At 50.8% G+C, this 12,439-nt stretch carries 10 protein-coding genes and 1 tRNA gene; 4 read left to right on the forward strand and 7 right to left on the reverse strand.

Annotation, left to right across the window (positions count from 1 at the left end; all coding sequences use genetic code 11):
• Positions 1 to 408 precede the first annotated feature (408 nt).
• Positions 409 to 2,103, reverse strand: coding sequence for a DUF262 domain-containing protein (locus tag FBY02_RS14900; protein ID WP_256662523.1), 1,695 nt, complete (start codon positions 2,101 to 2,103; stop codon positions 409 to 411).
• A gap of 669 nt (positions 2,104 to 2,772) precedes the next feature.
• Between FBY02_RS14900 and FBY02_RS14910 the strand changes: the two genes are divergently transcribed.
• The gene (locus FBY02_RS14910) at positions 2,773 to 3,111 is read left to right on the forward strand and encodes a hypothetical protein (RefSeq protein ID WP_102059940.1); all 339 of its coding nucleotides are present in this window, start codon (positions 2,773 to 2,775) and stop codon (positions 3,109 to 3,111) included.
• 675 nt (positions 3,112 to 3,786) lie between these two features.
• Positions 3,787 to 5,541, forward strand: a complete 1,755-nt coding sequence (locus FBY02_RS14915; protein WP_178115367.1) for an anti-phage dCTP deaminase — start codon at positions 3,787 to 3,789, stop codon at positions 5,539 to 5,541.
• Positions 5,542 to 6,051: 510 nt separating this feature from the next.
• Here FBY02_RS14915 and FBY02_RS14920 read toward each other — a convergent pair.
• Together FBY02_RS14920 and FBY02_RS14925 are read right to left on the reverse strand one after the other, a co-directional pair.
• Complete coding sequence (locus tag FBY02_RS14920; protein ID WP_123361094.1) at positions 6,052 to 7,161, reverse strand: ImmA/IrrE family metallo-endopeptidase; 1,110 nt, start codon at positions 7,159 to 7,161, stop codon at positions 6,052 to 6,054.
• Complete coding sequence (locus FBY02_RS14925; protein WP_123361095.1) at positions 7,158 to 7,814, reverse strand: hypothetical protein; 657 nt, start codon at positions 7,812 to 7,814, stop codon at positions 7,158 to 7,160. The genes FBY02_RS14920 and FBY02_RS14925 overlap by 4 nt, the downstream gene beginning before the upstream one ends.
• A gap of 276 nt (positions 7,815 to 8,090) precedes the next feature.
• Here FBY02_RS14925 and FBY02_RS14930 point away from each other — a divergent pair, with 276 nt between their 5' ends.
• On the forward strand, positions 8,091 to 8,333 hold the full coding sequence (locus FBY02_RS14930; RefSeq protein WP_010453436.1) for a CopG family ribbon-helix-helix protein: 243 nt from the start codon (positions 8,091 to 8,093) through the stop codon (positions 8,331 to 8,333).
• On the forward strand, positions 8,323 to 8,607 hold the full coding sequence (locus FBY02_RS14935) for a type II toxin-antitoxin system RelE/ParE family toxin (protein ID WP_102059943.1): 285 nt from the start codon (positions 8,323 to 8,325) through the stop codon (positions 8,605 to 8,607). Before FBY02_RS14930 ends, FBY02_RS14935 begins: the two co-directional genes overlap by 11 nt.
• Positions 8,608 to 8,662: 55 nt before the next feature.
• On the opposite strand, the gene FBY02_RS14940 is transcribed toward FBY02_RS14935, so the two are convergent.
• The 4 genes from FBY02_RS14940 to FBY02_RS14960 form a co-directional block, all read right to left on the reverse strand.
• Positions 8,663 to 8,938: a hypothetical protein gene (locus FBY02_RS14940; RefSeq protein WP_102059944.1), complete on the reverse strand. Its 276-nt coding sequence runs from the start codon at positions 8,936 to 8,938 to the stop codon at positions 8,663 to 8,665.
• Positions 8,935 to 9,915: an integrase domain-containing protein gene (locus FBY02_RS14945; RefSeq protein ID WP_144928781.1), complete on the reverse strand. Its 981-nt coding sequence runs from the start codon at positions 9,913 to 9,915 to the stop codon at positions 8,935 to 8,937. The genes FBY02_RS14940 and FBY02_RS14945 overlap by 4 nt, the downstream gene beginning before the upstream one ends.
• Before the next feature lie 904 nt (positions 9,916 to 10,819).
• Positions 10,820 to 12,148 carry an integrase arm-type DNA-binding domain-containing protein gene (locus FBY02_RS14955; RefSeq protein ID WP_144928785.1) on the reverse strand — a complete coding sequence of 443 codons (1,329 nt, stop codon included), beginning with the start codon at positions 12,146 to 12,148 and terminating at the stop codon, positions 10,820 to 10,822.
• Positions 12,149 to 12,312: 164 nt separating this feature from the next.
• A tRNA-Thr gene (locus tag FBY02_RS14960) sits at positions 12,313 to 12,388 on the reverse strand.
• Positions 12,389 to 12,439: the final 51 nt, after the last annotated feature.

Here is a 12,439-nt window from a genome sequence, read left to right on the forward strand (position 1 = left end):
CTCCACAGCCATAACAACTACCTGCCGCCAATAGCCATGGAGCAGCAGGCAGCTTGATCACCGTAATCGGTGTCCGGAAAAACTTGACCAGAACAGGCTCGCTCCCACAGGTTTTTTCAGGGTGTGGAGGAAAAGTGAACACCCAGAAACAACAAAGCCCCCGCATTTCTGCGAGGGCTTCGTCTTGTATGGTGCCGGCACCAGACGAACGGTATGTTTCTGCGGGGCTAGGTTTTTCGGGCGTCTGGAGTTCGCTGGAAAATTCGGCGTACCCCAACTAGTAACTATAAATAAATCAGCTAGTTATGGCGCTTAGTGGAATCGAACTGGGGCTTCACTGGCGAGTACCAAATATTCACATTCAGCCTGACCTAGGGCCTGCTAGCGCATCCTAGGGTGAGCACCGCCTCATAGCTCAGTCATCAACGCTTCAATTATTTTGTCGTGTCTTAACTGAATCGCGTCCTTCCCCCAAATCTGCATGTTGGTGACGAACGTGGCTATTTCTCGCTGCTGTGCGTTGTGTGTGTAGGTAGCCAGCTTTCTGGAAAATACGATATTGCCCACGGCACAGTTATGGGATTTGGAAAGCAGTAGGTAATTGCCGAGGCAGTTCAGATATTCAGAGGTGAACGTTTCATCGTATTCATCGTATCCGTGGGGCATGCCTGTGGGTTCACTCCTAGGTGCAATGTGCTCGAGTTCTGGGCTCTGGATTGTGTCAAAACGCTTTGGCATGTAGCCCCGCTGGCCGCGACGCTCTAGGTGAATCTCATATTTCCAGAGCAGGTGCTTGGCTGTTGCATGGTTGATTTCCCCCTGCAGCGCCTCTTCCAATTTCTCGGTATTCCAATAGGCCCACCAGGATTGATCCGTGTTTTTCAACCAATCGATGTGCTCAAGTATCGGGGTGATACTACTGTCTTTAGTGGTGAAGGCTTCATAAACTCCGTTGATTCGAGCGGTAATGTCGGCACGCGTACCAATCAGTCGATGGCGCACGATCAAACCTTCAAAAGCGCTGCACAGTGCACCAATGTCAGTGATCGGCAAAGCGTAGCGATAGGCCTTGATGATAAACGGCAGAGTGATCGCAATCCCACTGAGCGTCACCAACGAATGGATCTGGAAATGTTCCTTCTCGTGCTTGCCAAAAAAATCGGACAGGTGGAGGAAACTAGCAGACAACGATCGGGTGAAAGACTGAATGAACTCGATGGGTTCCTTGCCAGCGAGCATTTTCCCTATTTTTTCTAGAGTATTGCTTTCCCATAGAGAATTGAAGTCAACACGAAGGGTGTATAGCAATACATCATCCTCGTTGATTCGGTATTCAATGGAGGAGATGGATTTGTAGATGTTCTCGAACCGCCCTTTGATTTCGGCGATTAACAGCGCCTTATGATCGTCGTCATGACCATGCAAGTGCACGGTATACATAAACTGCGCCTTGACGACTTCAAGGTTTGAGGGGCGTTTACCGCGGTTGTTCTGAAAGATGAACATCTGAATCGCTTCTGATTCATCTCGCACCGGGTGTGTGGTGCAAACCGCCTGGCAGACGATTGCTAACATTTCGGTCAAATAATCTTCCGATTTATCTCGAAGTTGCACCTTGAAGTAGTCGAATGCCCGAACGATTCGCTGGGCGGATGCGGTTTCAAGGCCATGGTGATCGGTTTTGGATTGGTCAATTACGTAGTCGACGAACAATTGATTGTCATAGTCGACTGTGTTGAAGCGGATTTCGCTGCGCCGCCTTATCATGTCTTCGAAACAAATATGCTCGGGGTCGGTCAATTCGCGAAGGGATTTGAGTCGGGTGAACAGCGCTGCTAGAAACAAGGTCAGGGTAGTCAGACGCTGCTGGCCGTCGATCACCCGAAAGAGTTGTCCGGCTTCCTCAAACAGAAAATGCCCGAAGTAGTACGGGCTTCGGGTATTGCTGGCTCGGTACTCTTCCAAGTCCGAAAGGAAGACGTCAGTCTGGGTGCTGCGGCTACTAGTATCGGTGGGTGTCTCCCAGGAATAGGCACGCTGGTATGCGGGAACCACGATGCGGTTGTTGGCCATCATTTTTTGGATGGTTGTTGAAGGTTCCACGGGTAATGTCCTTATAGGCTGCCAAAAATGATGGCCATGGGCCTCATGATCCCTGAATCCCTACTTTTCCACACCGTTTTTTGGCTGCGTGGCTCGCTAAGTTCTAAGAAAGGGGAATACCCATTTTTTGTTCGTGGAGGGAGATTTATACCCCCTCAAATTGAGGAAGTCTCCGCCTACCTTTGGTGGAGGGGGTAGCGTTTCACTACCCCCCGTAAACGCTACCTGAACTTCCTGGCAAACCTTCCTTTTACCACCCTGGTTAGGTAGCTATTGAGCCCGTGGCCAGATCGGGCGAGCCGCTGCAGCTCGGAAACCACGGCTGCGCCAGGTTGCGTGCCATCGTAGAGATATTTCCATCCATCGCTGAATGCGACGACTATTGATCCTGGTCCAATCTCGTACCCTGCGACGCCTGAATCACCACCTCTGTTTCCGTACCGTTCCATGCTTTCAATCCTTCTGCGATGGCTGACATTGGCGATAGTGGCATGAAGGTTTGGCGGGAGGCACGACAAGTTGGATAGGTAGATACGCGGCCCTGCAGTGATGTTTGTGGTGGGAGTGTTTGCGGCGCGTCTGGTAACGTCGGGTCCGCACCGCTTCAACGCGGTGATATCGTGTCGCCGTTACTGCTGACGCAATGGCACAACCTACAAGGAGGAATGAATGAGCGATGAACAGAAGGTCTTAGAGGCACTCCACAAAAATGGGAGCCTGGACAATGAAGAGGATAAGGTTAGGGGGATTGCTCAACGGGCCGTTGATAACGGTTACGACAATCTGAGTCCCCTTCAAAAGAATGTGCTTGCTCCTTTGCTGACTAGAGCCTGCGATGGGGTGACCAATCCGGGCGACCACCACAATGACTGCCAGGCCGTATTAGAAGGCGCAGCTTTGGTTGCAGCTTTGGAGAGCGAGGCTTACTACGAGGCAGTTCTGTGCGAAGACTGCGTCAATGAAACTGAGCAATATGCGCGGGAATGGGAACGTATCCAAGCGGAGTAGTGTTACTCACCAGTCAGACACATTTTAAGACTTGGCGGTCGTTACTCAGCCGCCAAGTCTCCGCATTTACCCATTCCTGTTCACCCTTTTTTCTGAATAGCCAAAATAGGGCCGTATTGGTGGTGCGAGCCTGCTCATTGAGGTGGTGTGATTTTTGGGGAAAAGAGGGGGGCTGTTTACTGCTAGCCCGGTGCTAGCCCGAGGAAGCAACAAAAAAGGCCTGCATCGCTGCAAGCATTTATTTGTATGGTGACACCAGGAGTCGAGCCGTACTAAAAATAATAATAATATTAATATGTTGCACTCATATTCAGCTCTCATTTACCTCTATTTCTATCCTTAAAAGCTTGGTGCTCACCTTACGTTTTCCGTCTAAGCCCTCGGCGAAGCTGCGTGGCCGGTTATCCTTTGACTAGAGAGCGAGAGCTCCTATGAGATTTCAGCTGCGATGGGTCATCGAGTAAACAGTCAGTTATTGCTGTCAATTTAAAATAGGCAAGCCAGAAACCCTAGGTCTTCAACCGACAAAGATAGAGACAGTTTGCTCAATCACTCACACCCGTAGCCCGATACCTAGCCAACGAAAGATTTCGGGGCTATCTTGATGGAATTGCGCCCAACGCTGCGCCAGTTTCACATGTTTAATTACAAAAAAATCGGTTGAAGGGAATGAGCATGCGATTCGATGGAAGTTTAGAGGAGCTCAAGAAAAAACTTGAACCACTCGCCTCTGCCGGCGAGTGGCGAGAAATAAATAATAACCAACACCAATTTAAAACAAAAAGCAAAGGAATATTAAATTGGTACCCATCAACTGGTGGGATTCTGTTTCAAGGTAAAGCTCATTTTGCTCAAAAACTTAGAGCATCGGTAGAACCGCTCTTGAATACTGAAGCTCATAATGAAGCTGATGCCAGAGAAGTGTCGGGAAGTGCTGAAGAAATAGTTGCGGAGCTATCTGTAGAGGATACCTCAGAAAATACATACTTTATAGACGATACATATTCTGATTCCGAACTTATCATAGGGCTCGTTGGGACAATCGGAACAGATCTTCCCGAAGTATCAAAATTAATAACTGATCGGCTGAAAATATTCAAATACGAAACTAGAAATATAAAAATATCTGCTGATATAATTGCAAACATCGGGAACCCTTCGCAAAGTACACATGAGTTCGACCGAATAAGCTCTTACATGGAAGAAGGTAATAGGCTGCGCAAAGAAAGTCGAGATAATTCGATATTGGCTTTAGGGGCAGCGGCACAAATAAATAAGTCCAGGGGGAAACAAGAACCACTTCGGCGCAACGCTTTTATTATAAATTCATTAAAAAGCCCAGCCGAAGTCCAAAAGCTCAGAAAAATATATTCAGATGGCTTTTTTCTCATTGGCGTACATGCGGATCACACACGAAGGTATGAGTTTTTAACAAAAGACAAATCAATGACAAAAGAGCAAGCCTCTAGACTAATAGAAAGAGACGCAGACGAAAGAGAAGAGTACGGTCAACACACTCGCGATACCTACCATCTTTCAGATTTTTTCATTGATTATAATGGCAATTCTGACTCTCTAAAAAAACAAATATGGAGAATTCTAGATCTGCTTTTTGGAAAGCCATATATAACACCAACATTTGATGAGTATGCTATGTTTATGGCCTTCTCAGCTTCTTTAAGGTCCGCAGATCTTTCCCGGCAAGTTGGTGCCGTACTTACAAAAAACCGCTGCATAATCTCGACGGGGGCAAATGACGTCCCCAAAGCCCATGGCGGGCTGTATTGGCCAGACAAAGATGAAACGACTCAAGAAATCACTGATGTCGCCGATGGCCGAGACTACATGAAAGGAGAAGATTCGAACGCGATCCAAAAGCGGTTAATAATTGAAGGCATAATAGAAGCAGTGCCTGAAAAATATCGAGAGGAGCTGGCACCGCTTATCAAAAACAGTAAAATTAAAGACATTACTGAATATGGGCGTGTTGTTCATGCTGAAATGGAGGCGCTACTTTCCAGTGCGAGATCTGGTGTCAGCACTGCAGAAAGCGATTTGTACTGCACAACATTTCCCTGCCACAACTGCGCTAAACATATAGTTGCGGCTGGAATTAAACGAGTTGTATATGTCGAGCCTTACCCAAAAAGCAAAGCCTTAGAGTTTCATTCAGACTCAATTTCGCTAGACAAACGCAGTAAAAATGTCGTTTTCGAACCATTTATTGGCGTTGGACCTAGAAGCTTTTTTAACCTATTCTCCACAAATCTCGGTAGCGGGTATCCAGTCGCCCGCAAAACTGAGCATGGCCAAACGATTGACTGGAAAGAGACTGATGCTAAATTGCGCACCCAGATGTTGCCTTGTTCGTACATGGAACGTGAAACCATAGCTGCAGCTCTGCTATCAAGGTACATAGAGGAAAACTAATATGAGCAGCAACAAGCAAGATTTTATCAATTACCTCAATGAGTCTCGCCGGGTCGTAGAGCAGTGGCCCACCTGGAAGCAAGAGTCTTTGAAGGCTGCGCAGGGAAGCCCACGCTCGCCATCTCCTCCTCGAGAACGCGAAAAAAGCTGACTCCAATTAAAATTTAGGCCGAATCTGCTATCCGATTGACATAGCCTTGGGCATAAATTATCAGCGTATATCCCCTAGCGTTACAATGCATGGGGATGTACTGATATTAGTATCGGCAAATAGTGCCTGCGCCTCAGCACGTCCTAACCGCCGCTTGACGGGCTCCTCTCAAGATCGAGGTCGAACCTCGACATGCTGCGGCAGCGGAGCTGTTTTGGTCTCGGGGCAGTAATGGTAAATATCAGAAACTGATTTGCCACTACACCAGGTATTACAATCAACTGGGCTATATGGCATGTATGGCCATGCTCAAAAGCAGTACATACGCTTAACACTATAAGGATTATGGCACGAAAGTATCACGTGACTAGACGGAGCACTGGTTTTTTTCCAACGACACTATGCTCCGTTGTATTGAGGTTCCCCTCTATAACCACTGGCGCCAATCCAAAGAGAATTTGGTTCAAATCATTAGCCGTGACATTTAGTTCGTGCGCAATAGATTTAACTGATAATCCTTTGTCGCGCGCATAACTTAGAACTTTTTGTAATACTTGTGAAGTTTCATGAGGCCCAGGATTAATCTCTTTAGTTCTTGCTCCCATACTGGATAGCTCTATACAAATGCTCCGATAAAGCCACTCAGTCAATATTCCAACTCGGTGCAACCTGAAAGCCAGAGCCATTGCTGAAACGTTCCAAAATTTCTTTAAGCGAATTACATCAGCAGTTGTTCTACACTGCCAACCATACGCTAGAGCACTATCTTTAGGCATTAGCAATGCGGAGGCAAACGCATTAGCCTCATGCTCAACTTCTTTTCCTTTGTTTTCCCCATGCTGATGAAGAACCAGATGGCCAAGCTCATGCGCAGCATCAAAGCGGCTGGCCTCTGCTGATTTCATGGTATTTAAAAAAACAAAAGGAGTAGAACCCCTGCGCCAACAAGAAAAAGCGTTTACTTGGCTAGTTTCTTCCGCAAGACAAAAAACTCGGACTCCCCTGGACTCCAAGAGATGAACCATATTTTTTATGGGCGAATGTCCCAACCCCCATGCAGCGCGAACAGACTCAGCTGCCATTTCAGGATCCATGCCAGACAGATCCGGCACCGACACTTTAGGTAAATCAAATCGTTGATCGATCCAATCACTTAAAAGGTAGGCGATCCCACCTGCCGCCAAGGCAGCATTCTTCTGCGCAGCCGTCATGCGAGAGAAAGATCTAAAGCTGGCATTCTCGTCTGATGGAGCTTGAATGTCAGGCCCGAAAAAAAACTCGACCGGGAAGTCGAGCTTCGAAGCTAAAGCAAGAATACTCTGCTCTGTCGGTGGAGAATCTCCATTTTCAAAGTTTGAAATGCTCTTTGTGCTTAGCTCCACCAAATCAGCAAGCGATTTTTTTGTCCATCCTCGCCGCTGGCGTGCAAGTACCAAGCGGCTAGGGTTGAAATCGCTTATATCTCTCATAATTTTGGAATAACCGGAATATCGAGGTTCTGTTCAGGATCTGGCGCACCAAAAGGATCAGGTGTCCCCAGACGGATCGCCGGCATGATAATCCGAGCAGACCAACCGTCAACCTTTCCGTTATCCCCGATTGCAATAGGGCAGGAAAGCTCATACCGAATCTCTTCACCAGCAAGGTCTACGTAATACAGAAGAATCCATAGCATCTGCTCATCATCACGAGACGGGAGCTCCACTGTCGAAGACGCCTCAGAGCGAAACAGATCTCCCTGCCTTGAATTGAACGCTACACTTTTTGAGGTTTGCGCACCTTTAGCATTCTTCGTCTGTGGTGTCTGGTTAGGGTTCCCAGTATTCACATCACCACTACTAACCGTGATTGCGTAACGTCCGCCAGGAGAAACAACTCTTGGCTGGCCCTTGGGGTTAGTCGGCTTCCAGCTTTTCGGGAGAAGAATTGCTCTGATTGCCTGAGTGCCATCAGCCCAGCCGCTCGTCCCAGAGTAGCCTTTTGGATGAAGTGGACTCACCGAAGCAAAAGCTCGATAACACTGCAGAACGACAGAGTTGAGCTCGGCCTCTGACACCCCAATGGCTTCGAGCAACTCTTGATTGGAGGAGGTTTGCAGATTAAAAATTTGCTTCGGCGTCACAGGGATGCCTCCATCAGATTATTTCCGCTTTTATAACATCATTTGATGTTGAAAAATAGGAAGCCCGATGAGATCGGATAGGTGGCAATTTTTTCCTTGGCTTTCCTCGCTTTCGTGACGCCAATGCCTGCTTATGCCGCAATTCTCAAGCAAACGCAGCAAAGCAGATCAGCCTGAAAACGAAAAACATCGTGAAGTTCCTCGCGACGACCTGCTAATTTATGTGGGCGCTTGACGGTGTAAAATTCCCAACAAACGTTCACTAGCGAGGCTGCCATGACCGGGATATCCCTGAACCTGCCGGAAGACCTTTCGAACTCTCTCGCCGATCTGGCCAAGACGAATGGCCAAAGTGTGAGCTACTTGGCGATGGACGTTCTTCGCGACTACATCGAGCACGAGAGGACACTGACTGCACAGATCGAACTTGCGGTAGAGGAAGCCGATCAAGGTAAATTCGCCACCGATGAGCAGGTAGCAGCTATGCGAGCCCGGCGCTGGAGCAGGAATGCGCGTTGAGTGGCTGGAAAAAGCCCTCAAAAACCTGGAAGACGAAGCTAGTTACATAGCCCTTGAAAACCCCAAGGCTGCTGACGACTTCTCCGATGCGATCTTTGCCAGCGTGGACAAGCTGGCCCAATTTCCAGCCATGGGCCGTGAAGGTCGAGTCAAAAATACGCGCGAATGGGCAGTGCCGAACTGGTCCTATCTCATTCCCTATCGAGTACGTGGTGATCGCCTCCAAATCCTCGGTGTGTTTCACACACGGCAACGCCCTCGCACCAAGTGGTGAAGGCGCGTAAAAACGCTCTGGATAGAATGAAATGCCTCTTCCTGCAGTCCGATGCCTAGTGGCCGAATTGCCAAGACTTCCCTAACCGTTTCGTAAGTAACCGCATCGTCAGCACAAAGTAATAGCGTGTCGATTCCGCATGCCTATTCAGGCAGTGATTTAAAAACCACACGAGATGCTTTTGCTGCCACGTCCAGGGATTGTCTCGATGCCAGCGGTCGGCAATTGCAGTCTGAATGGCCGTGGCCTGCCGAATGTGGCGCAAGCAGGTGGCATGCGACCCACTCAGAGCTCCCGCCAGAAACAACTCCATATCAAATACTTTGTTCATACTCGGCCTCCGATGTATGCCGACGCTATATCAATACGTCGATGACCCAGTTCATAGCTGATTTGCACCCGAGCCTCACGATCCAAACGTGGGTCTAGCTGAAAGCAATGACCGCAATTAACGGGCGCAGAATGCTGAGTGATTTGCTCATAGCGTTCACACGCATAGGCCGCCCGCAATTCGTGAAAGCCTTTGAGGTTATGGGTATGCAGGATGTCCCGTGCGGGACGGAGGACTGCCAGTTGGAGGTCTCGGTAGCTTTCATTAGGTGCCAGCAGGTTACGACTACCTTCGGGCGATACATGCTCGGCGTAGTTCAATGCCTCCCGAACATATTCATCTGCAACTATCCAGCGAGGTGCGAACGCTCCCGAGCGACCGCCTTTGGTGCCATCCTGGATGTTGATCTTGCCGAGTTGTTCCGCTTCTCGTTTCAATCGCACGAGGTCCGCCAGGATAGCTTCACGCAAGCGCATGCCGGTCGCTCTTGCCAGCTGCACAATAGCGGTGGCACGTGGCAGATGGTGCTCGCCGAGGGCATTGATGATGCCTTCAAGCTGCTCACGATCCTGGCCTTGCGGCGCGGAGGTGCGAACAGCCGTGCGCTGAATGCCCAGCGCTTTGCTCGGACTCGGCACTTTCACATACTGATCACCGCGAAGTGCCGCCAGGGTGCGGTTGATGCTGGATAACCGATTTTGCGCAGTCGCGATTGCAATCTCACCATGTTCAACTTGTTGCCGCAAATGCCCGGCGTAATCCAGCAAAGTCTGCCGATCAATCTGCCGCGCATCGTTAAACCCTGGCCCATCCTCTGACCGACACCACCGAACAAACGCCTGCCACCGATCACTGTGCGCTTTGACCGTGCCGTAATGTCCGCCGCCAAACAGATCTTTCAGCGCTTGCGGCCCGGCGTAGCTCAGTTGCCGGCCATAACCGAAATTCCGCCCATCCCGTCTATCGACCAATGCCATGATCAAACTCCTCTCGAAGCCAAACCCTTGAAGCTTTCCCCACGTCATCCCGCCAAGAATGTTGAGTGTTATCAGGGATCAAGGCCCCTGCGACCTGTGAGGGTTGTCCACTAACGCGGGACTGACGGCTCTTTACGACCGGGAGCTTGGGCATCTCATGATCTGGCCTCCTGAACACTTCGGTGGAAGTGGGCGGGTGGAGGCTGCACTGGCTGACGAGACCGGCGCCGCGAGATCCTGAGTCGGGTGAAGGCAGTGAAGCGATGACCGGGGCATGCCTGACTGTCAGTCAGGTGCAGTCCGTTCCTTGGGCTGCGGCACCATCATCTGCATCGCTGTTGCTGGTGATTTCGGTGTTTGTCACGCCGATTGTCACGAGGGGAAATGCCGCAAAGCCTTGTACGAGTTGGGCTGCAGCAGCGGTAGGAGCGCCCGTCTCTTTCCGGGAGAAAGAGACGGGCGCAGGTTGGCGCAGTGAAATGGCCAAGCGGATAAGTTGCTGCAGGGCAGCTAGGAAGGGGTATGAGTTGCCGCAATGGGCACTCTGGTAGAAGTAGGCATCCATCACATCGCTGTGACCGCGCGAGCCGCCGGACGCTAATCGCACTTTGGGAGAACCACCACGGTGTGGCGTAGCCTCAAAGGTTCTGGCTACCTGGGTTGCTGTCAACGACAGCGCTTTGCCCGATCTTTTCTACGCCTGTGGATAATTCGGGTCAAGGCTCGAATTTTTGGGGGTTCTGCGGCTGTGGATGAAATTATCCACCGGTGGAAATCTGTGGTTTTCCACAGACAGTTGCGTGGGCTTTAGATTTTTTAAGTGAGGTCCATCCAAACAGGGCGGCTTTGCAGCCCTGCTTGGATGGACCCGCGTGTAAGGGCGGACTGCGGTGATCTCATTGGCTTACCCACGTTTGGATGCGCCACGGCTATTTTGTAGGGCGGTGATGTTGTCGCCGACCGGGTGAGCGAATTCGTGGGGCGTTACATGCCCATGGCGGTTGGCGTCGATGTAGTTGCTCCACCACGCCATGATCAGCCTGCGCTGTTCGAGGAATTCGGCCTTGTGGATATACGCGGCACGCACACGGTTGCGTTCCTTGTGGCTCATTTGTCTTTCGATGGCAGCGTCGGTCCATAACCCGGACTCTAGTAGGGCGCTACAGGCCATGGTCCTGAAGCCGTGGCCGCACACGTCCTTGCTGGTGTCATAGCCGACGTTGCGGAGCATGGTGTTCACCGTATTCTCGGACATGGGCTTCCAGTACTTGTGGTCGCCCGGTAGCACCAACTCTGAAAAGCGACTGAGGCTGCGCAGGCGCCCAAGTATTTCGATGACCTGCGGCGATAGCGGAACCATTTGAATGTCGCCGTTCATCTTGGTCCCACGTGTGGAGTTGCGTACCCCTTCAATCGGTGCGCGCGTATCGGGGATTTCCCACATGGCGCGTTGAAGGTCGAACTCACTCCATCGAGCGAAGCGCAGTTCGCTGGAGCGAACGAATACATGCAAAGTCAGCAGCACAGCAAGGCGCGTTAGCTCGCGGCCGTTGTAGTTATCGATACGGTGTAGCAGTTCGGGTAGGCGGTTGAGGGATAGGGCCGGGCGATGGACTGTGCGCGGCGCGTGAATTGAGCCTGCCAGATCCAGTGCAGGATTCATGGTGATCTGCCGAGCCCTTTTGGCCCCGCGCATGATGGTGGATAAGTAGTTCTGTACCCTTAACGCCACATCCATGGTGCCGCGTTCCTTGATGCGCTGGGTGATTTCTAGCAGGTCATGGGTATCGAGTTCAGCGATGGGTCGTTGGCCGATCAGCGGGAAGACGTGGGTACGCAGTCGGCTCATCACGGTTTTTGCGTGTCCTTCGGTCCAGCGACGGGACATGTCGGCGTGCCACTCCAGAGCAACGGTTTCGAAAAGCAGTGCCGCCCGCTGGGCTACGATCTTGGCCTTCTTCTTTTCTTCCATTGGGTCGAGGTTGTCGAGCAGCAGCGCCTTTGCTTCGTCTCGCTTACGTCGTGCGACGGAAAGGGTAACGATGGGGTAATTGCCGATGATGAGCGTACCTTCCTTGCCGTTGGGCTTGGTGTACTTCAAGCGCCAGGTCTTCACGCCATTGGGTTTGACGAAAAGGTACATGCCGCCACCGTCGAACAGTTTGTAGGCGCGCTCGCGGGTTTTGGCCGTGCGGCATTGCAGGTCGCTGAGAGGGATCGCTAGACGTGGCATAGGGGTACGCGCTCCTGACCGGAAAATCGCAGTACCCCTAACATACCCTCGGGGAAGGGGGATTTTGTTGGATCCCGACAGAGGGTCCTGGAACGAAAAAACCCGCCAAATGGCGGGTTTTCGGGGCTTCCAGAGCATTCGGTGGAATGCAATGGAGCCTAATGTGGTGCCGGCACCAGGAATCGAACCCGGGACCTACTGATTACAAGTCAGTTGCTCTACCATCTGAGCTATACCGGCGTGTGGGCGACGATTATAGCGATTGAGTGATTTCTGTAAACCCCTGAATTC

Source organism: Pseudomonas sp. SJZ078 (assembly GCF_007828255.1).
Taxonomy (GTDB): domain Bacteria; phylum Pseudomonadota; class Gammaproteobacteria; order Pseudomonadales; family Pseudomonadaceae; genus Aquipseudomonas.

Excerpts from the sequence above, each read along its gene's own strand:
- FBY02_RS14910 (WP_102059940.1), top strand. The coding sequence starts at position 2,773 with ATGAGCGATGAACAGAAGGTCTTAGAGGCACTCCACAAAAATGGGAGC.
- FBY02_RS14915 (WP_178115367.1), top strand. The coding sequence starts at position 3,787 with ATGCGATTCGATGGAAGTTTAGAGGAGCTCAAGAAAAAACTTGAACCA.
- FBY02_RS14920 (WP_123361094.1), bottom strand. The coding sequence starts at position 7,161 with ATGAGAGATATAAGCGATTTCAACCCTAGCCGCTTGGTACTTGCACGC.
- FBY02_RS14930 (WP_010453436.1), top strand. The coding sequence starts at position 8,091 with ATGACCGGGATATCCCTGAACCTGCCGGAAGACCTTTCGAACTCTCTC.
- FBY02_RS14935 (WP_102059943.1), top strand. The coding sequence starts at position 8,323 with ATGCGCGTTGAGTGGCTGGAAAAAGCCCTCAAAAACCTGGAAGACGAA.
- FBY02_RS14940 (WP_102059944.1), bottom strand. The coding sequence starts at position 8,938 with ATGAACAAAGTATTTGATATGGAGTTGTTTCTGGCGGGAGCTCTGAGT.
- FBY02_RS14945 (WP_144928781.1), bottom strand. The coding sequence starts at position 9,915 with ATGGCATTGGTCGATAGACGGGATGGGCGGAATTTCGGTTATGGCCGG.
- FBY02_RS14955 (WP_144928785.1), bottom strand. The coding sequence starts at position 12,148 with ATGCCACGTCTAGCGATCCCTCTCAGCGACCTGCAATGCCGCACGGCC.